This is a genomic window from Streptomyces sp. NPDC002773 (genome assembly GCF_040295605.1).
Classification (GTDB): Bacteria; Actinomycetota; Actinomycetes; order Streptomycetales; family Streptomycetaceae; genus Streptomyces.
On sequence record NZ_JBEOVO010000057.1, the window covers coordinates 1 to 19618 of the forward strand.

Annotated in this window: 13 protein-coding genes; 10 read left to right on the top strand and 3 right to left on the bottom strand. The window is 74.3% G+C overall.

The genetic code is table 11. The features are described from left to right. Positions 1–125: 125 nt before the first annotated feature. Positions 126–2093: an ABC transporter permease gene (locus ABT034_RS34205; RefSeq protein ID WP_351221001.1), complete on the top strand. Its 1968-nt coding sequence runs from the start codon at positions 126–128 to the stop codon at positions 2091–2093. Positions 2094–2113: 20 nt separating this feature from the next. On the opposite strand, the gene ABT034_RS34210 is transcribed toward ABT034_RS34205, so the two are convergent. Together ABT034_RS34210 and ABT034_RS34215 are read right to left on the bottom strand one after the other, a co-directional pair. After that, positions 2114–4174 (bottom strand): SpoIIE family protein phosphatase, encoded by a 2061-nt coding sequence (locus ABT034_RS34210; RefSeq protein ID WP_351221002.1) that lies wholly within the window; start codon positions 4172–4174, stop codon positions 2114–2116. A gap of 143 nt (positions 4175–4317) precedes the next feature. Beyond that, a complete protein-coding gene (locus tag ABT034_RS34215) occupies positions 4318–4752 on the bottom strand; it encodes a DUF2000 family protein (protein ID WP_351221003.1) in 435 nt (144 codons plus the stop codon). A 49-nt stretch (positions 4753–4801) separates the two neighbouring features. Here ABT034_RS34215 and ABT034_RS34220 point away from each other — a divergent pair, with 49 nt between their 5' ends. The 7 genes from ABT034_RS34220 to ABT034_RS34250 all read left to right on the top strand — a co-directional run bounded on the left by ABT034_RS34220 (position 4802) and on the right by ABT034_RS34250 (position 16193). Beyond that, positions 4802–5704: an AraC family transcriptional regulator gene (locus tag ABT034_RS34220; protein WP_351221004.1), complete on the top strand. Its 903-nt coding sequence runs from the start codon at positions 4802–4804 to the stop codon at positions 5702–5704. A 366-nt stretch (positions 5705–6070) separates the two neighbouring features. Further along, positions 6071–7696: an FAD-dependent monooxygenase gene (locus tag ABT034_RS34225; RefSeq protein ID WP_351221005.1), complete on the top strand. Its 1626-nt coding sequence runs from the start codon at positions 6071–6073 to the stop codon at positions 7694–7696. A gap of 22 nt (positions 7697–7718) precedes the next feature. After that, a complete protein-coding gene (locus ABT034_RS34230) occupies positions 7719–9239 on the top strand; it encodes a flavin monoamine oxidase family protein (protein WP_351221006.1) in 1521 nt (506 codons plus the stop codon). Further along, positions 9236–12466: a ferritin-like domain-containing protein gene (locus ABT034_RS34235; RefSeq protein WP_351221007.1), complete on the top strand. Its 3231-nt coding sequence runs from the start codon at positions 9236–9238 to the stop codon at positions 12464–12466. Before ABT034_RS34230 ends, ABT034_RS34235 begins: the two co-directional genes overlap by 4 nt. A gap of 3 nt (positions 12467–12469) precedes the next feature. Continuing rightward, positions 12470–14299: an FAD-dependent monooxygenase gene (locus tag ABT034_RS34240; protein WP_351221008.1), complete on the top strand. Its 1830-nt coding sequence runs from the start codon at positions 12470–12472 to the stop codon at positions 14297–14299. Then, positions 14296–15549: a cytochrome P450 gene (locus ABT034_RS34245; RefSeq protein ID WP_351221009.1), complete on the top strand. Its 1254-nt coding sequence runs from the start codon at positions 14296–14298 to the stop codon at positions 15547–15549. The genes ABT034_RS34240 and ABT034_RS34245 overlap by 4 nt, the downstream gene beginning before the upstream one ends. A 113-nt stretch (positions 15550–15662) precedes the next feature. Beyond that, positions 15663–16193: a carboxymuconolactone decarboxylase family protein gene (locus ABT034_RS34250; protein WP_351221010.1), complete on the top strand. Its 531-nt coding sequence runs from the start codon at positions 15663–15665 to the stop codon at positions 16191–16193. A gap of 28 nt (positions 16194–16221) precedes the next feature. Here ABT034_RS34250 and ABT034_RS34255 read toward each other — a convergent pair whose 3' ends face one another. Continuing rightward, positions 16222–17013, bottom strand: coding sequence for a TetR/AcrR family transcriptional regulator (locus ABT034_RS34255; protein WP_351221011.1), 792 nt, complete (start codon positions 17011–17013; stop codon positions 16222–16224). Between the two features lie 104 nt (positions 17014–17117). On the opposite strand from ABT034_RS34255, the gene ABT034_RS34260 reads away from it, so the two are divergent. Beyond that, positions 17118–18593 (top strand): APC family permease, encoded by a 1476-nt coding sequence (locus tag ABT034_RS34260; protein WP_351221012.1) that lies wholly within the window; start codon positions 17118–17120, stop codon positions 18591–18593. A 60-nt stretch (positions 18594–18653) separates the two neighbouring features. After that, positions 18654–19529, top strand: a complete 876-nt coding sequence (locus ABT034_RS34265) for a carbon-nitrogen hydrolase family protein (RefSeq protein ID WP_351221013.1) — start codon at positions 18654–18656, stop codon at positions 19527–19529. The last annotated feature ends 89 nt before the right edge of the window (positions 19530–19618 follow it).

The following is a 19618-nucleotide window of genomic DNA, read 5'->3' on the forward strand; positions in this document are numbered from 1 at the left end:
GGGACGATCCGCATGCCCGGGTCGTCGCCCGCGAGCCGCGCGATCCGGTCGCAGTGCAGCCCCGCGCAGTTCACCAGGACCCGCCCCCGCCCCTCCTCCCCGCTCCTTCGACGCCTGGACGAACGATGAAACGCCTCCACGGTCGGCCCCCCGGGCGCGGTGCCCGCGCCCCGCTCCTCCTCGCCGTACCCGCGCTGCTCGCCGTCGCGTTCCTGCTGCTGCCGCTCGTCGGGGTCCTGGCTCGCACCGAATGGGGAGCGCTCGGCGCGCATCTGACGAGTCCCGCCACCGTCGAGGCCCTCACCCTGTCCCTGGTCGTCTCCTTCTGGGCGCTCGGTCTCTCGCTGCTGCTCGGGGTGCCGCTGGCCTGGCTGCTCGCCCGGGTGCCGTTCCGCGGGAAGGCGATCGTCCGGTCCCTCGTCCTGCTGCCCATGGTGCTGCCGCCGACGGTCGGCGGGGTGGCGCTGCTGCTCGCCTTCGGGCGCCGCGGGCTCGTCGGCCCGTGGCTGGAGAGCACCTTCGGGGTGACGCTGCCCTTCAACACCTCGGGTGCCGTGGTCGCCGCGACCTTCGTCGCCATGCCGTTCCTCGTCATCAGCCTGGAGGGCGCGCTGGCCGGTCTGCGCCCCCGGTACGAGGAGACGGCGGCGTCGCTCGGCGCCTCGCCGGTCCGGGTCTTCTTCACCGTCACCCTGCCGATGGTCGCTCCGGGGCTGCTCGCCGGTGCCGCGCTGACCTGGGCACGGGCGCTGGGCGAGTTCGGCGCCACGATCACCTTCGCCGGGAACCTGCCCGGCACCACCCAGACCCTTCCGCTCCAGGTCTATCTGCTGCTCCAGGAGGAACCGGAGGCCGCCACCTCCGTCTCGCTGCTGCTGCTCGCCATCGCCATGGCCGTGCTCCTCGCGCTGCGCGGCAACTGGACCGGAACGCCGTCCGCCCGCCGTACCCCCACGTCCGGTGTTCCGGTGGAGGAGGCGGCGGGCCCGGCGGCCCCGCCCGTCGAACGCATCCCTGATGCGGGGGTCGGGGAGCCCGACGGGCCCGGCGCGGGCGGGCGGTGGGGGCTGCACGCCGAGGTCGACGGCTTCACCGAGCTGGTCCTGGACGCCGAACCCGGCACCACCATCGCCGTCGTCGGCCCCAACGGCGCCGGCAAGACGACCCTGCTGCGTGCCCTCCTCGGGCTCACCCCCCGGGCCCAGGCCGTGCTGCGGCTCGGCGACACCGACGTCACGGGGCTGCCGCCGCACCGCCGTCAGGTGGCGTGGGTCCCGCAGGACGGCGCGCTCTTCCCCCGGCTGTCCGCGCTCGCCAACACCGCGTACGGGCTGCGGGCGCGCGGAGTGCCGCGCGCCGAGGCCCGCCGGGAGGCGCAGCGCTGGCTCGACCGCCTCGGCGTCGGCCCTCTCGCCCACCGTCGGCCCGCCCAGCTGTCCGGCGGTCAGGCCCAGCGGGTCGCCCTGGCGCGGGCGTTGGCCGCGCGGCCCCGGCTGCTGCTCCTCGACGAGCCGCTCGCCGCCCTCGACCAGACCACCCGGGCGCACGTACGGCACACCTTGCGCAGCCACCTCGCCGGTTTCGGCGGTGTCTGTCTGATCGTCACCCATGACCCGGTGGAAGCCGTGTCCCTCGCCGACCGCGTCCTCGTCCTCCAGGACGGGCGGCCGCTCCAGGACGCCTCGCCCGCCGAGGTCTCCCGTCATCCCCGTTCGCCGTGGGTGGCCCGCATGCTCGGCCGCAACGCGTGGCCCGGTACGGCCACGGCCACGGGCCTCGACCTCGAAGGGGGCGGGACCCTCGTCACCGCCGAGCAGCCGCCGCCGGGGACGCCCGCTCTGGCGATCATCGCGCCCGAGGCGGTGGCCGTGCACCGCGAGAGGCCCGGCGGGAGTCCCCGTAACGTCTGGCCGGGGACCGTACGCGAGATCACCGCGAGCGGCAGCCGGCTCCGGGTGCTCGTCACCTCGGACCGGGCGCCCGCGCTCGTCGCCGAGATCACCCCGCAGGCCGCCGCCGAGCTAGGCCTCGCGGACGGGGTGGCGGTCTGGACGGGCGTCAAGGCGACCGAGGTGACCGTCGTACCCCTGTGAACTCCCCTACGGGTGGAGTCTCAGCGGGTCGTACGGGCGAGCAGCATCGCCACGTCGTCCTGGGCGGGGCCCGCGAGGAGCTGGTCCAGGACCTCGTCGCACAGGGTGTCCAGGGGCCGGTCGAGGTGATGGAGCGCCTGGGCGAGCTGCCGCATCCCCTCGTCGAGGTCGCGGTCGCGCGCCTCGATGAGGCCGTCGGTGTAGAGCACGAGGAGCCCGCCCGCCGGCAGGGAGACCTCCTCGGTGCCGAAGTCGTGGGCGCCGGTGCCCAGCGGGGTCCCCGGCGGGCCGTCGAGGAAGCGGATGGTGCCGTCCGGGGTCGCGACGGCCGGTGGCGGATGGCCGGCGCGGGCGATGACCCAACCGCCGGTGGCCGGGTCGTGGACGGCGTACACGCAGGTCGCCATGGTGTCCTCGCCGATGTCGGCGACGACGGCGTCGAGGGAGCTGAGCATCCGCGCCGGCGGGATGTCGTGGCGGGCCAGGGTCCGTACCGCCGTGCGCAACTGGCCCATGACGGCCGCCGCGTGGATGCCGTGCCCCATGACGTCGCCGATGACGAGCCCCGTCCTGCCGCCCGGCAGGGCGATCACGTCGTACCAGTCGCCGCCGACGTCGTGGGCGCTCGCGGGCAGGTAGCGGCCCGTGAGTTCGAGCCCGGTGACGGCGGGCAGTTCGCTGTTGGTGAGACTCCGCTGGAGGGTGAGGGCGGCCTCCCGCTGGGTGGTGTAGAGACGGGCGTTGTCGATGTTGAGGGCGGCGCGGGCCACGACCTCGTCGATGAGGACGCAGTCCTGCGCGTCGAACGGCTCGCGGGTCCGCAGCCTGGTGACCGTGACCGCGCCGAGCACCTGGCCCCTGGCCACCAGGGGCACGAGCCGCGCCGAACCGATCCGGGTGGCGAGGTAGGTGCGGAGTGCCTCGGTGCGCGGGTCGGTGAACAGCGCCGGGATGTCGGACGTGTAGAGGTTGGTGGGCCGGCCGCGGGCGACGACCTGCTCGTACACGGAGTCCAGCGGGAGCTGGAAGGTCTGCCCCGCGGCGAGCAGCGACGTGGGGGCCGTGGGGTCGGGGAAGCGGGCCGCGAGCCGCCGCAGCACCCCGCGGGTGGAGGCCGCCGGGTCGTCCGGTTCGAGGACGGACTCCAGCATCTGTACGTCCGCGGAGTCGGCGAGCTGCGGCACGAGGAACCGCACCACCTCCTCCGCCGTCTGCTTCAGGTCGAGGGTGGTGCCGATCCGGGCCCCGGCCTCCGCGAGCAGCGCGAAGCGGTGCCGGGCCCGCTCGACCTCGGTGTGGGCCTCCTGACTCTCGGTGATGTCGACGAGGGAGGCGATCAGGCCGAGGGAGCGGCGGTCGGTGCGGTCGATCAGCGGGGCGTACGAGCAGGACCAGATGTGGTCGCGGTCGGGGTCGGCGGGGGTACGGCCGACCCGGCGGGCGTCGACGACGGCGGTGCCGCTGTGGAGGACCTGGCGCATCAGGGACTCCAGCGAGTCGGCGTTGACGCCGGGCACGACCTCGGTGAGGCGGCGGCCGACGTGCTCGGTGGCCGTGACGCCGTTCATCCGGGCCAGGGCGTCGTTGACGCGCAGGAACCGCAGGTCGGGACCGAGCAGGGCGAGACCGATCGGGGACTGCGTGAAGAGGCTCTCCATCGCCGCCAGGTTCTCCCGCATGCGCAGGACCTCGGAGGTCTCCACCGCGATGAGCATCGCCCCCGGCCGCCCCGCCGGGTCGGCGGCCGGCACGATCCACATCTCCATGGCGACCGCATGGCCGTCGCGGTGGCGGACGGGGAGCGTGCCGACCATGGTCTCGCCCGCCTGGACGCGGTGGGTGAGCCGCTCGGCGAGCTCGCGGTTGGCGTCGGGGACGAGGAGCGGGGTGGCGAGGCGTCCGAGGACGTGCTCGGGGCGGTGGCCTAGGAGGTCCTGGGCGGCGAGCGACCACTCGACGATGTGGCCGTCGGCGTCCTCCCGCCACAGGGCGATCGGCAGCAGCTCACGGAGCACGCCCGCGTCCCCGACGGCCGCCCGGGGCGGCTGCGGAACCCTGCTCGACGACTGGTGAGTCTCCAACGCATCGACCTACGCATCGGCCCGGCCCCGGGGGGCGATTCCCTATCGAATCACCCTAGCCGAGTACGCGACGGGGAGCGCTGCGCAGTGCGGCCGATCGATGGCGGCGCGGTTCTCCCTCCAGTCCTGCGGACGTGCGGGTGTCACGGGTGCATCCGGGCGCCCTTGAGTACCTTGTCGACCGCGTTGCGCGGCCCGTAGACGGCCAGACCCACCAGGTCCAGCTGGTCCCTCCCCACGGCCCGAACCGCGGCGCGGTTGTCCCGGTCGTTGCCGGTGGTGAAGAGGTCCGCGGTGAAGAGCGCCCGCGGGAGCGACCGGGAGAGTACGCGCGCGTGCGCCGCGGCCAGCGTCTCCTTCGTGCCCTCGAAGACCAGGACGGGCTGCCGGAACATGGGCAGGTAGGGGGTGCCGTCGGCGTCGGCGTACGGTTCGCCGATCACCTCGGGCAGCTCGTGGCCGAGGCCGCTGACCAGGAACGCGGTCACGTTCAGGCGCTGCCAGGTCTCCAGGTCCTCCCGCAGGAGGACGGCGATCTTGGTGTCGAAGCGGACGGGGGCGTCGGTCGTGGTCGTCATGCTCCGAGACTGCCGATCGACCGCCCGGCCCGTCTTGTACATTCCTTGCATGGCGGCACGGCAGGAGGTCACGGCGTGGCGCCCGCGCGTTCCGGGGATCGTGGAGGTCTTCCACGCCCATTTCACGGCGCACGCGTACCCGATGCACGTCCATGACGTGTGGACGCTTCTCATCGTCGACGACGGCGTCGTCCGCTACGACCTGAACCGGCGCGAGCGCGGCACCCCGGCCGACACCGTGTCCCTGCTCCCGCCGCAGGTGCCGCACAACGGATCGCCCGCCACGCCGCACGGATTCCGCAAGCGGGTCCTCTACCTCGATCTCAGCCAGTTGGACGAGAGCTTCATCGGCGCCGCGGCGGACGGGCCCGACCTCGTCGATCCGCTGCTGCGCCGGCGCGTGGGGCAACTCCACGCCTCACTCGCGGACCGGGGCGGCGATCTGGAGGCGCAGAGCCGCCTCGCCCTCATCCGCGAACGGCTGCGCACCCACCTCAGGCCGCGGCCGGTCACGCGCGCGCGTCCGGCCGATCCCCGGCTGGCCCACCGGCTGCGCGAGCTCCTCGACGCCCGGCTGCTCCAGGGGGTGACGCTCGACGAGGCCGCGCGGCTCCTGCACGCCCATCCCACGCACCTGGTACGGGCGTTCAGCGGGACCTTCGGGATCGCACCGCACCAGTACCTGACGGCCCGCCGGCTCGACCGGGCCCGCCGGCTGCTGCTCGACGGGCAGCCTCCCGGGGAGGTGGCGGCGGCGACGGGCTTCTACGACCAGTCGCATCTGAGCCGCTCGTTCAAGCGGCTCGTCGGTACGACCCCCGGTCGCTTCGCCCGGAAGGGCGCGGAGGAGGGGGCCGTGGCGACAACTGGCCACGTTCCGCCGGACGGGAGAGCCGGGAACACCGCTTCGGGAGGGCCGATCAGCGCCGAACGGCCCGGTACCTGGGGATAACCTCGCGTCCCGGTGTACTGATCCGGCCAGCGGTGTCTGCCGTGCGGGACGGGGCCCGCGGCCGCGCCGCACGCTCCGAGGCCCGGCTCCACGCGGCTCCTGCCGGCGCCCTCGGGTGGCACAGACGGCCGAATTCCGTCGCCATCACTCAAACAGACCAGCTGATGCACAGGTAGTCATCTTCCCTGCTCGCCGTGATCCCCGCGCCCCGCCGCACGCCCTGTTGAACGTGATCTTCGACCCGCAGGCTGAAATCCGGAAACGTCGGACGGAGAGCGGGTGACCCGGGTGGGGACAGGCAGGGACACGGTGGGGGGCGGGGACACGGACGGGGGCGGGGCTGGAGACGGCGGTGTCGCCGGAGACGTGGACGTGTGCGTGATCGGGGCGGGCCCGGTCGGGCTCACGCTCGCGATCGGTCTGCGCCGGCTCGCGTTGCGGGTCCGGATCGTCGACAAGGCGCCCGCGACCAAGCACGAGGCCCGTGCCCTGGTGCTCTGGGCGCGGGCCCGGGAGGCGCTCGACGCCCTGGGGGTCGGTGAGACGCTGCGGCGCCACGGCGTGGAGCTGGAGGCCGTGACGGTCCACGCCCGCGGCCGTACCCTCGGCGAACTCACCACCGGCTCGGGGCGCTCGGCCCACGCCCGACCGCTCAACATCGAGCAGCACGACATCGAACGGCTCCTCTGCGAGGAACTGGCCCGGCTCGGCACCCGCGTCGAGTGGAACACCGAGCTGACGGACGTCAAGGTCCACGAGGACCGGGCGGAGTTCACCCTGCGGCACGGGGACGGCGCCGTCGAGTCCGCCGCCGCCCCGTGGATCGTCGGCTGCGAGGGCACCGCCAGCGTGGTCAGGGACCGTCTCGGCATCGCCTTCGAAGGGCGCCGCCGCACCGGGCTCCAGGTGGTCCAGGGCAACGCCCACCCCACCTGGACGCTCGGCGAGGAGCCCGGCCGCGGCCACATCTTCCTGGCGCCGTACCGCTCGCTGCTCGCGTTCCCGCTGCCCGGCGGCGGCTTCCGCTTCTTCTGCTTCCGGGACGACCCCGATCCCACCCTGACCGCCGCCCCCACCCTCGGCGAGTTGCGGGACCTGGTCGCGGACACCGCCCGGCTGCCCGGGCTGCGGCTCGACGCGACGGACCCACCGTGGCTGAACCGGGCCCGCTTCAGCGACCGGGTCGCCGCCCGGCTCCGCTGCGGGCGCGGACTGCTCGCCGGGGACGCGGCGCACGCCTGGGCCCCGGTCGGCGGCCACGGCATGAACGTCGGTGTCCTCGGCGCCCACAACCTGGCCTGGAAGCTCGCCGCCGTGCACCACGGGCAGGCGGGCGAGGAGCTTCTCGACACGTACAGCGACGAACAACGGCTCCTGGCCGTGCGGTACATCCGCGAGATGCGGTTCAACTTCATGGAGGTACCGCTGCCCCCGCTCGGCTACCGGGCGTTCACGGCCACGGTGCCCGTCGCCCTCGCCCGGCGCGGCTTCCAGCGGCGGCTCGACCTGCGCCTGAGCGACCTGGGGCGCAGCCACGCGGGCGGCGCGCTGTCCTGGCACCGCCCCGACCGCCGCTTCCGCCCGGGGCCGCGCGCGGGAGACCGCATGCCGGACGTCATGGTCACCACCTCCCCCGGGGACCCCGCGCGACCGGCGGCCACCCGGCTGCACACCCTGCTCGGATACGAGCGGTGGACCCTGGTCCTGCATGCCGCGCGGGCCCCCGCCGATGTGCTCGACTCGCTGCGGGCGGAGTGCGCGCTGTTCCCCGCCCCGGTCCGGATCCTGCCGGTGACGCCGTGGGACGCCGCCGAGGCGGGACGTCTCGGCCATCCGGGCGATCTGCGTCTGGTGCGGCCGGACGGTTACGTGGGCCTGGTCGCCCCGCTCGCCCGTACCGCCCTGCTCCGCGACTACCTGGCCGCGGTCGCCGCCGGCGGCCCGAAGGACGACCGGGAGCCGCTGACCACCCGCCCGCACCGTGCGCACTGAACCGAGGGGGAGTCGGACCGCCATGCACACCGTCACCGTCACGCAGCCCCGTCCCGCGCCGCGCGCCCGGCGGCGCACCCGCGCCAACAGCACGGTGAGCGTCGTGGGCGCCGGCATGGCCGGCCTGGTCGCCGCCTACGAGCTGGAGCGGCTCGGTTTCCGTGTCGAGGTCCTCGAAGGCAGCCGCAGGCTCGGGGGCCGTGTCCACACGCACCGCTTCGGCGCGGCCGAGGCCGCGCCGTTCGTGGAGCTCGGCGCGATGCGCATCCCGACGGCGCACCACCGCACGATGCACTACGTGCGGCACCTGGGCCTCGCCGACCAGGTCAGGTCGTTCAGGACGCTGCTGTCCGAGGAGAACGCCCTCCTGGCGACCAGTACGGGGCATGTACGGCTCCGGGACGCGCCCAGGACGCTGATCGCCGACGTCCGCGCCGCGCTGCCCGGCCTTCCGTACCGCGAGGAGACGATCGTGTTCGGCGCGTGGCTGGCGGCGGTCGTCGACGCCGTCGCGCCGCCCGCGCTGCGGGCGGGGCTCCGCGCCGACCTCGCCCGGAACCTGCTCGGTCTCGTCGAGGAGGTCGACCTGTCGCCGCATCTGCTCGGTGACGCCAAGGACCGAATCGACGTACATGGCCTGTTCGCGGCGCATCCGGGGATCAGGGCGGGGTGCGGCAGCCGTCTGAACGGCTTCCTCGACGACATCCTCACCGAGACCAGTCCCGAACTGGTGCGCCTGGCCTGCGGCATGGACCAGCTCGCGCAGCGGCTCGCCGCCCGGATCCGGGGGCCGATCTGGCTGGGCCAGCGGGTGTCCGGCTTCGAGGTGGCGCCCGACCACGTCCTCGTACGGCTCGGGGGCGGCCCGACGGCGGCCGTGCGGCGCTGCGACTATGTGCTGTGCACGGTGCCGTTCTCCGTGCTGCGCGGTCTGACGCTCACCGGGTTCGACGAGGACAAGCTGGCGGTCGTTCGGGAGGTGGACTACTGCCCGGCGACGAAGGTCGCCGTCCACTGCCGTGAACCGTTCTGGGAGCGCGAGGGCATCCGGGGCGGTGCCTCGTTCAGCGGGGGCCGTATCCGGCAGACGTACTACCCGCCGTCCGAGCCCGAGGGGGCCGCGGATCCCGCGCAGGGTGCGGCGCTGCTCGCCAGCTACACGATCGGGGAGGACGCGGTGCATCTCGGTGCCATGCCGCCCGCGCTGCGGCACCGGGTGGTGGTGGAGGAACTGGGCCGGATGCACCCGCAGTTGCTGAGGAGGGGCATGGTGCGGGGGGTCGCGAGTCTCGCCTGGGGCGGGCATCCGTGGGCGGCGGGCGGGTGCACGATCCGCTGGGGGCAGGACGCCGCCGCGTGCGAGGAGCAGCGGCGGCGGGCGGTGCGGCCGCAGCACCGGATGTTCTTCGCCGGGGAGCACTGCGCGACGGAGCCCGCCTGGATCGAGGGTGCGGTGGAGTCGGCGCTCGAGGCCGTGACCCTGATCGCCCGGCACGCGCCGGACCGGGGCGTGGTGGAGCCGGCCGGGCTGGAGGCGGCATGAGCGTGTTCGACCTGCCCCGGCTGTACTTCGGCGGGACGGCGGTGACCCGGCTGCCCACGGGCCCGCGCTGCGGCCTGGTGGACCTGGCGCGCAACACCGCCCTGCGGGGCGCGGGCGACGACTCCGAACCCCCGCGCGCGGTACGGCCGTTCGGGGTCGACGGACCCGCAGAGGCGTACCACACGCACCTGGCGGAGCGCGGGGCACGCGGTGGCCACTTCTCCGGGAACGGCCATCTCGTCCTCGACGCCCGGGTGACCGGGGTGCAACGGGTGGACGGCGCCGCCGTGGACACCGCGGACCCGGTGGTCGGGCGGGCCGTCGACCTGTGGGGGCACTACAACCCGTATCTGGGCACGACGGTGAACCGGGCCCGGGTCTTCGACGTCGATCCCGCGTCCGCGTGGACGACGACGCTGATGGGCGGCCAGTTCGCGCTCGGGCGCGAGGGGCGCTCGCACGACGCGGGCTATCTCCTCATCGGCGACCTGACCGGCTTCATGCCGCCCCGCTGGCACGGCCTCACCCCGGCGCGCCGGGCGCTCCACCAGTTCGCGATCGCGGCCGGAGAGGGCCTCGACTGGCCGGCTCCTTCGGTGGACTCCCCCGCCGTACGGGCCCTGCGGGCCGCTGCCGAGGCGCGGGACGGCGGTGGTGTCCTCGTACAGTTCACCCTGGAACAGACATCACCGGACGGCGAGCCGCACACGGAGGACGACACTCCCGGGCTGTGGCGGCTGCGGGGCACCGTGGCGCCGTGGCACCCGGACGAGCCGCGCACGCACCCGGCGGGCCGGGTGCTCGTCCCGGACAGCGGCCGTCACGAGGGCGGGGCCCCGGGCCCGTGCACCGTACGGGTCTCCCCCACGACGGTGTCCTTCAACTGGCCCTTCACCCAACCGGTTCACGGCTCCGAGGGCGCAGTCTCCCCGTACGGCGGCGCCCTGGAACTGCGGACCGCGCGCACGGACCTCACGGTCGCGGTGCTGCCCGGTGGTGCGCCCGAAGCCGGTGGCGTGGTGTCCGTACCGGCGGTGTCGGCCGAGGCGGTGCACCGCGCGGAGGCGGAAGGGCTCGTCCTGGTGCGGCGGCCGGCCGGCGACCGGGCCTCGCACGCGGTGCTGCTGCGGGAGCGCGAGGCGGTGGTCCTCACCGACGAGGCCTGTCTGATCCTGGAGCACCCGGATGCCGACCGTGGCGAGGAGCACACGGTCGAGGTCCCGGTGCGCACGTTCCTGCGGGGCCGCCCGGCCCCCCTCGACACGGTCGTCGTCCGCCAGTACCCCAACCCCCGTGCCCTGCCGCTGGATCCGGTCGCCTCGGCGCCGGACGCCCGCTGCGGGGAGATCCAGATCGTACGGCTCAGGGCGGGCCGGACCGCCGAAAAACCCGCGGAGGGGGAGGCGGGGTCGGCAGAAGAGAGGTCGACGCCGGCGGAGGGGGCGTCGTGCCGCCTCGCCACGGACGCGCGCGGACGCGGCTGGTTCACCGTCTCCGGGGCCCGCGCCGGTACGGCACGGCTGCTCCTGGCGGCCGGTTCCGAGGAGCGCCCGCCCAGCGACCCGGCGGCCCCCGGCTCGGCCGCGGCCTGCTACGACCACGACGACGCCCTCGGGTTCTGGCCGTGGGCCGGCTCGGCCGCGGTCCGGGTCCTGCCCGACGACTGGCCCCTGGACGCCGTCCTCCAGCAGGACGTCACCTTCGAGCTGCTGCACCGCGAGGTCTTCGCGTACTACGAGCAGCTGTTCCCGTTCATGCGCGACGAGGTGTTCAGCCTCGCGGACCGCTGCAAGGTCGAGACGTACGCGAAGCTCATCTGGCAGATGTGCGATCCGGCGAACAAGGACAGGACGTACTACATGCCGCCGACCCGCGACCTGTCCCTTCCGAAGGCGCGGCTGCTCCTGAAGTACCTGCGCGCGCAGAGCACCGCGGCGGCCGTCCCACCGGCCGCCGTCCCGTCGCCGGTCCGCGCCCACCCGCAGATCACCACACGGGCCCAGCTGCGGGCGGCGCTCCAGCAGGCGGTGACGGTGGAGCTCGCCACCTCGCTCCAGTACCTCTACGCGGGGTATTCGGTCCCCACGCACGGCACCGGGTTCGAGTGGGTGCGCAGTGGCGTGTGGACACCGCGACAGCTCCGGCTGGCCTGCGGGGACGGCGGGGAGACCCTGGCCAAGGGCGTGCGGGACAGCCTCTTCGACGTGGCCCGCGAGGAGATGACGCACTTCCTTGTCGTCAACAACATCCTGATGGCGATGGGCGAGCCCTTCCACGTCCCGGAGATCGACTTCGGCACGCCGGGCCGGCTTCCGCTCCCTCTCGACTTCGCCCTGGAGCCGCTGCACCTGGGAAGTCTGCAGCGGTTCATCGCCATCGAGCGGCCCGAGCGGCTCGCGGGCGGGACGGCGGCCGTGGGCGGGTCCAGTCCGTTCGGTTCGCCGAGCGAGCTGTACGCGGGCATCCGCGAGGGCCTGACGCGGGTCCCCGACCTGTTCATGGTGGAGCCGGGGCGCGGCGGCGGCGAGCACCATCTCTTCGTCGGCGGGACGGTCAACTCGGGCCATCCGGACTACCAGTTGGAGGTGGACGACCTGTCGAGTGCGCTGTTCGCCGTCGACTTCGTGACCGAGCAGGGCGAGGGCGGCGTCCTCGACACCGGGAAGGCCGGCGCGGAGTCCCACCACGACACCTTCGTACGGCTCGCGGAACTGCTGATGACGGAACGCGCCGACGGCCCGCACGGAGAAGGGGCCCCGTGGCACCCGGCGTACCCCTCGCTCCGCAATCCGACGCTGGATCCCGGGCACCCCGGGCGGGCGGCGGTGAGCGATCCGCACGCCCGTCAGGTGATGCGCCTGTTCAACCGCTGCTACTTCATGATGCTCCAGCTGATCGTCCAGCACTTCGGCGAGAGCCCGGACGCGAGCCTGCGGCGCTCGAAGCTGATGAACGCCGCCATCGACGTGATGACGGGGATGATGCGCCCACTCGCCGAGCAGATGATGCCGCTGGAGTCGGGGTGGCGGGGACGGACGGCGGGCCCCTCCTTCGAGCTGGAGGAGCCACCCGCGTACATCGCGCGTCCCGATGTGGCCCGGCGCGGGTTCGCGATGCGCTTCCGGCACCTCGCGGCGATGGCCAGGGAGTGCGAGGGCGTGCCGGACCGGGTTCCGGAGCTGATGACCTGGTACGCGGAGCGCTTCGAGCACGAGGGGAGGAACTGAGCCATGACGGACAGAAATGCCGCGGGCGCGGCGGACGGTGATGTGTCGGGGGCGGCGGACGGCGATGTGGCCGGGGCGGTCGGCGATGTGACGGCGGCCGGTCGGTGCGACCGGGCCGAGGAGACCGACGTGCTGATCGTGGGCGGCGGGCCCGTCGGGCTCGCGCTCGCGCTCGACCTGGCGCAGCGGGGTGTGGACTTCGTCCTGGCGGAGGCCGGGGACGGGCGGGTCACCCACCCCAAGGTCTCGACCGTCGGCCCACGGGCGATGGAGGCGTTCCGGCGCTGGGGGGTCGCGGACGCGATCCGGGGCGCCGGCTGGCCGCCCGACCACACCCTGGACATCGCGTGGGTGACCGCCGTCGGCGGCCACGAGCTGCACCGGCTGCGGTTCGGAACAGCCGGCGGGCGCCCCCTGCCCCCGTACACGCCGGAACCCGAGGCGGTCTGCCCCCAGCACTGGCTGGCGCCCCTGCTCACCGCACGGGTCGGGGTCCACCCGGCGGGACCGGTGCGGCTCGGCGTCCGGCTGCTCGGCCTCACCCGGCTCCCGGACGGGGTGAGGGCCGTGCTCGTGGACGCGGCGGGGGTACGGACGGCGGTACGCGCCCGGTTCCTGGTGGGCTGCGACGGTGCCTCGTCCCCGGTGCGCAAGGCATGCGGGATCGACGCGCCGGAGCGGCACCGGACCCGTGTCCTGCGCAACATCCTGTTCCGGGCGCCCGGCCTCGGCGCCCTCCTCGGCCCGCGGGCCGCCCTCGTCCACTTCGTCACCGAACCGGGCGGGTTGCGGTACCCGTTGCGGGCGATCGACGGCCGGGACCTGTACCGGCTTACGTGTCCGGCCGGCCCCGAGGACGCGGCGAAGGTCGTACGGCGGGCCCTGGCCCCCGACGTGCCGGTCGAGGTGGTGGCGGACGCCGTCTGGCATCTGACCCACCGGGTGGCCTCCCGGTACCGCGCGGGGCGGGTCCTGCTCGCGGGGGACGCGGCGCACACCCTGTCGCCCTCCGGCGGGTTCGGCCTCGCGACGGGAGTGGGCGACGCGGCGGACCTGGGGTGGAAGCTGGCCGCGGAGCTGGCGGGGTGGGCCGGACCCGGCCTGCTCGACACGTACGAGAACGAACGGCGGCCGGTGGCCCTCGATGGCCTGGAAGAGAGCCACCGCAATCTGCGACGCACCCTCGACCGGCGGCTCTCCGCCGCGCTGTGCGACGCGACGGCCGAGGGGGAACGGGCGCGGGCGGCCACCGCGCGGGAGATCGCGTCCTCCGACGCACGGCGCGAGTTCGACGCGCCGGACGCGCACTTCGGGCATCGCTATGTGTCGCCGGTCGTGGCGGACGAGGGGAGGCCGGCGGTCGTGACGGGCGGGCGGACGCCGTACGTCGGGGCGGGCGGGAGGACGTCGGCGGTCGTCGCGGGCGGGAGGACGTCGGCGGTCGTCGCAGGCGGGGAGGCGGGGGGCCCGCGCGTCGGCGAGCCGGACGCCGAGCCGTGGTGGCATCGGACGGCCGTGCCGGGGGCGCGGGCGCCGCACGTGTGGCTGGGGCCGGGGCGGTCGACGCTCGACCTGTTCGGCCCGCAGTTCGTCCTGCTCCACCGGGGCCCGGACGCCCCGGACCGTCTCGTCCGCGCGTTCGCCGACCGCCGGGTCCCGTTGCGTGCCGTGCGCTGCGACGACCCGGAGGTGGCCCGGCGGTACGAGCGGCCGTTCGTACTCGTACGCCCGGACGGCCATGTGGCATGGCAGGGTTCCGCCCCGCCGGCCGACCCGCGACACCTCGCGGACCAGGTGCGCGGGGCCGGCCCCGGATCCGGGGCCGGCCGATGAACGAGGCGGGCGCCCCTGAGGCCTTCGACCCGGCACGGCTCGATCTGGCCGACCCGTACCCCCTCTACCGGCGCTACCGCGAGACCGACCCGGTGCACGCGGTGCGCGGCGCCCGCGACGGACCCACGACCTGGTACCTCTTCGGCCACGCGGAGGTGGCGCGGGTCCTCACCGACCGGGGTTTCGGGCGCGTGTCCTCGTCGACGGCGCAGGCGCCGGCCGTCCCCGAGGAGTACGCGACACTGCGCCGGATGGTCGAGAACTGGCTCGTCTTCCTCGACCCGCCCCGGCACACCCGGCTCCGCGCCCGCGTGGCCCCGCCCCTGGGCGCTCCCGCCGTACGGGCTCTGCGTCCGCGCGTACGGGAGATAGCCGAGGAGCTCGTACGGCCGCTCGCCCGGCGGCCCGTGGTGGAGCTGGTCGAGGGCTTCGCCGCGCCGTTCCCGCTGCTCGTCGTCGGGGGGTTGCTCGGGGTGGAGGCCGGCCGGTGGCCGTGGTTCCGCGCGCAGGCGCTCGCCCTCCAGCGGGCGGGCGGGACTCGGAGCGACCGGTCGCCGGCCGTGCTCGAACGGGCCGACCGGGCGGCGGCGGCGCTCGACGGCTACTTCCGCCGGGAGCTGGAGGCCCGGCGTACGGAAGACCGGGAGCGCCGAGGGGACCGGGGGGACGACCTGCTCTCCGTACTCGCGGCGGCCAAAGCCGAGGATCCGTCCCTCGGGACGACGGCCTTGACGGCGACCTGCGTCCATCTGCTGACCGCCGGCCACGAGACGACGACGGGGCTGCTCGGCAAGGCGGTGCTCGCGCTTCTGGCGCACCCGGAGACCGCGGAGGAACTACGCGCGGAACCGGGTCTGCTGCCCGGCGCCGTGGACGAGTTCCTGCGGTACGACCCACCGGTCCAGATGATCACGCGATGGGCGCACCGGGACACCGAGCTGGCCGGCCGGACCGTGCGCCGGGGCGACCGCGTACAGCTGGTCCTCGGCTCGGCCCACCGGGACCCGGCGCGCTTCCCGGACCCCGACACGCTGGACATCCACCGGGACGCCGGCCGGCACTGCGCCTTCGGCCTGGGCATCCACTACTGCGTGGGCGCGGCGCTCGCGCGCGCGGAGGCCGAGATAGGACTCGGGCTCCTCCTCGACCGGCTCCCCGCGCTCCGCGCCGGCGCCCGCCCACGGGTGGAGGTGGAGTACGCGCCGGACTGGGTGTTCCACGGGCCGTCCCGACTGACGCTGTCGTGCTGAGCGGGCGGGCGGGGCCGGGGCGGTGGCCGGGGTCGGTCTGGGGACCCCGGGGCGTGGGAACCTCCTCCACCCCCTCCTCGTTATACCCCCCACGGGTATAACGAGGAGGCTCCATGACCACGAGAAGGCTGACCGCGCTCACCCCCGAGCAGGCACCGGGCAGGGCGGGCGAGCTGTTGACGGACATCGTCGAACGACACGGTTCCGTCGGGGAGATGGTGTCGACGATGGCGCACTCGCCGGCGCTCCTCGACGGCTATCTGAGCCTGTCCCGGGCGATGAAGCGGGTGAAGATCCCCCGCGCCCTGAGCGAGAAGCTGTCGCTCGCGGTCCAGGAGTGGATCGGCTGCGGCACCTGCCGCGAGGCGCACCGGGAGGCCGGCCGCGCCGCGGGCCTGAGCGAGACCGACATCGAACTGGCCCGCCAGGGCACGTCGACCGACCCGCGCGAGGCCGCCCTGATCGGCCTGGCGCTCCGGGTCCTCGCCGAGCCGGGGTCCCTGTCGGACGACGACGTCGCCGAGGTACGGGGGCACGGCTGGAGCGACCGGGTGATCGCGGAGGTGGTGGGCGTGGTCACGCTCAACCTCCTGACAGGCGCCTTCAACCTGCTCGCGGGCATCCAGCCGGAGCCCGAGGGCTGACGGACGGGGGGCCACGGCACGGGCGGGGTCAGCGACCCCCCGGGCCGCCGCCACCCTGCAAGCCGCCGCCGCCATCCTGCGGGCCCACGTCGACGCGTCCGCCTTCCGGCCCTTCGTCGACACGTCCACCCCCCGGCTCTCCGTCGACCCGTCCACCCTCCGGGCCTCCGTCGACCGGACCGCTCGGGTCGTGGCCCGTGACCGCGCGGGCGTACGAGGAGAGGGCGGCGATCACCTCGCCGCGGGTGCGGCGGCCCGCCAGGACCTCCATCTGGTAACCGTCCTCCATCGCCACGAAGTTGGCGGCGATCAACCGCGGGGGGTCCTGGAGGACGAAGTGCCCCTGCGCTCTGCCCAGGACGAGGATCTCGGCGTAGACGGAGATCTGTCGTTCCGTCAGGGCGCTGTCAAGGGCCGCCGCCTTGGCATCGCGCAGGCACCGCGGCCAGTACTCGAACAGCAGCCGGGTGAGGGCGTCGTCCGGACCGGCGGCGACGCCCTGGTCGATGCAGGCCCTCAACTTGAGCCGGGCGTCGGTGAAACCGTCCGCGGCGGCCTCGCGGTCCCGGCTGTAGCGGGTGATGGCCTGCTGATAGGTGTCGTGGACGAGGGCGTCGAGGTCTCCGTAGTAGAGCACCGCGGCCGGCGTGACACCGGCCTCGTCGGCGACATCGCGCAGCCGCAGCCCTTCCAGCCCGCGGGTGAGGAGGGCGCGCTGCACCGCCTCCGCGAGCTCGGCCCTGCGGGCTTCCTTCCCCCCGCCGCCGGCCCTCTTCGCCCTCGTGGACTTCGCCGCCACCGCGCCCTCACCTCTCACCATCTCCTACATGCAGATTCAAACAATATCCCCTAGGCCTTGACGTACACAGAGCCCAACTCTTAAATCTGCGTTTAACAAAACTCCCCCTCCCCAGGAGTACGTCAATGACGACGCCCCCCGGCAGGACGGACAAGGGACTCCGCAGCGGCTCCCTCGGTCTGCTCTCCTCCGTCGCGCTCGGCCTGTCCTCCGTCGCCCCGGCCTACAGCATCACCGTCACCCTCGGCGCCGTCGCCCTGGTCGTCGGCGACCTCGCCCCGGCAGCGCTCCTCCTCGGCTTCGTGCCGATCCTGCTCACCGCCTTCGCCTTCCGCGAGCTCAACCGCGAGATGCCCGACTGCGGTACGACCTTCGTCTGGAACACCCGGGCGTTCGGCCCCGGGGCCGGCTGGCTCGCCGGCGGCTGGGTCCCGCAGACCGCCACCCTGATCGCCATGGCCGCCCTCGCCCAGGTGAGCGCCGGCTATCTGCTCAGCTTCCTCGGGCTCGACGGGGTGGCCGGCGACGGCATCGGCGTGACCGCCGTCGCCGTGCTGCTGCTCGCCGTCCTCACCACCGTCGCCCGCCGGGGCCTGCGGCTCGCGGCCGGCGTCCAGTACGTCCTGCTCGGCCTCCAACTGCTCACCCTGCTCGGCTTCGGGACCGCCGCGCTCGTCCGCGAGGGCGCCGCGACGCCTTCCCCGAGCTGGCTCAACCCCCTCGCCGTCGACGGCTTCGGCCCGTTCGCGCAGGCGGTGCTGCTCTGCCTCTTCATCTACTGGGGCTGGGACGCCCTGATCACCACCAACGAGGAGACCCGCGACAGCGGCCGCGTCCCCGGACAGGCCGCCGTCATCTCCACCCTGGTCCTGCTCGGCACGTACCTCTTCACCGCGTTCGCCGCCCTGTCCTTCGCCGGGACGGGAGCCACCGGCATCGGACTCGGCAACCCCGACAACGCCACCGACGTCCTCGCCTCCCTCGCCCCACCGGTCCTCGGCCCGGCGCTCGCCAAGGTGATGGAGCTCGCCGTCTGCGTCTCCGCCGCCTCCGCCCTGCTCACCTGTCTCGTGAGCAGCCCCCGCGGCACCCTCTCCATGGCCGCGCACGGCGCACTGCCCGCCGTGTTCGCCCGCATCCATCCCCGGCACCGCACGCCCGCCTTCGGCACGCTCTTCTTCGGCTCGGCGACTGCCACCGTGCTCGTGGCGCTCTCCCTGATCTCCCGCGACTTCCTCGGCGACGCCATCCTCTGCGTCGGGCTGCTCATCGCCTGCTACTACGGCACCACGGCCCTCGCCTGCGTCTGGTACTTCCGCACGCGCCTGCGCGACTCACCGCGCTCCCTGCTGCTGCGCGGGGTGCTGCCGCTCACCGGGGGCCTGCTCATGTCCGCGGCTTTCGCCCGCAGCGCGTACGACATGATCGACCCCGCCTATGGCAGCACCTCGTTCCACGGAGTCGGCGGCGTGTTCCTGCTCGGCGCGGGCTCGCTCGCCGCCGGAGGCCTCGCCGTCCTCGCCGCCAAGGCCCGCTTCCCGGTCTTCTTCCGGACGGGTCGTACGTCCGTGACCGCCCGGCTGGTCACCACGGAGGACTGACCACCACGGCCCACCACACCACAAGCCCCAGCCACCTTCTCCTCAAGGACTGACCGCCCCATGCGCACTCTCGCCGTCGCCGCCCTGCAGACCGCCCCCGTCCCGTACGACCTCGAAGCGACCTGGCAGCGGTACGCCGACCAGGTCCGCGCCACCCGGTCTCTCTTCCCGCACGTCCAGCTCGTCGTCGTACCCGAGCTGCTGCTCGCCGCCGAGGGTCCGCTGCTCGGCCCGGCCCCCGAGGGCTGGATGGAGCGGATCGCCGAGCCGATACCGGGCCCGACCACCGACCGGGTGTGCGCGCTCGCGCGCGAGACCGGCCTCTGGCTGATCCCCGGCACCCTCTTCGAACGGGCGGAGGACGGCCGGATCTTCAACACCGCCGTGGCCGTCTCCCCCGAGGGCGAGATCGTCGCCCGCTACCGCAAGATCTTCCCCTGGCAGCCGTACGAAAGGACCGCGCACGGCACCGAGTTCACCGTCTTCGACATCCCCGGCGCCGGCCGGGTCGGCCTCGCGATCTGCTACGACGGCTCGTTCCCCGAGACCGCCCGCCAACTGGCCTGGCTGGGCGCCGAGATCGTGGTGCAGCCGACGCTCACCACGACCCGCGACCGGGAGATGGAGCTGGTGTGCGCCCGAGCCAACGCGTGGACGAACCAGGTGTACGTACTCAACGTCAACGCGGCCGATCCCGCGGGCGTCGGCGGCAGCGCCCTCGTCGACCCGGAAGGGATCGTCCGCCAGCAGGCGGGCCCCGGGGAGGAGGTCATCGTCGACGTCCTGGACCTCGACACGGTGGCCCGGGTCCGGCAGCACGGCTCCAGCGGGCTCAACCGCCCCTGGTCCCAGCTCGCCCGCTACGGGGAGGAGATCCACCTCCCGATGTACGGCGGAACGTTCCGCACCCCGGGGTGGGCCGGCCGGGACGCCTAGGGTGTGTCCGGCGGATCAGGGCCGGATAGGGCGCGGCGTCTGGTGCGGTGCATCGCAAGGCGCCGGAGCGCCCTCATAGCGGAGCTATT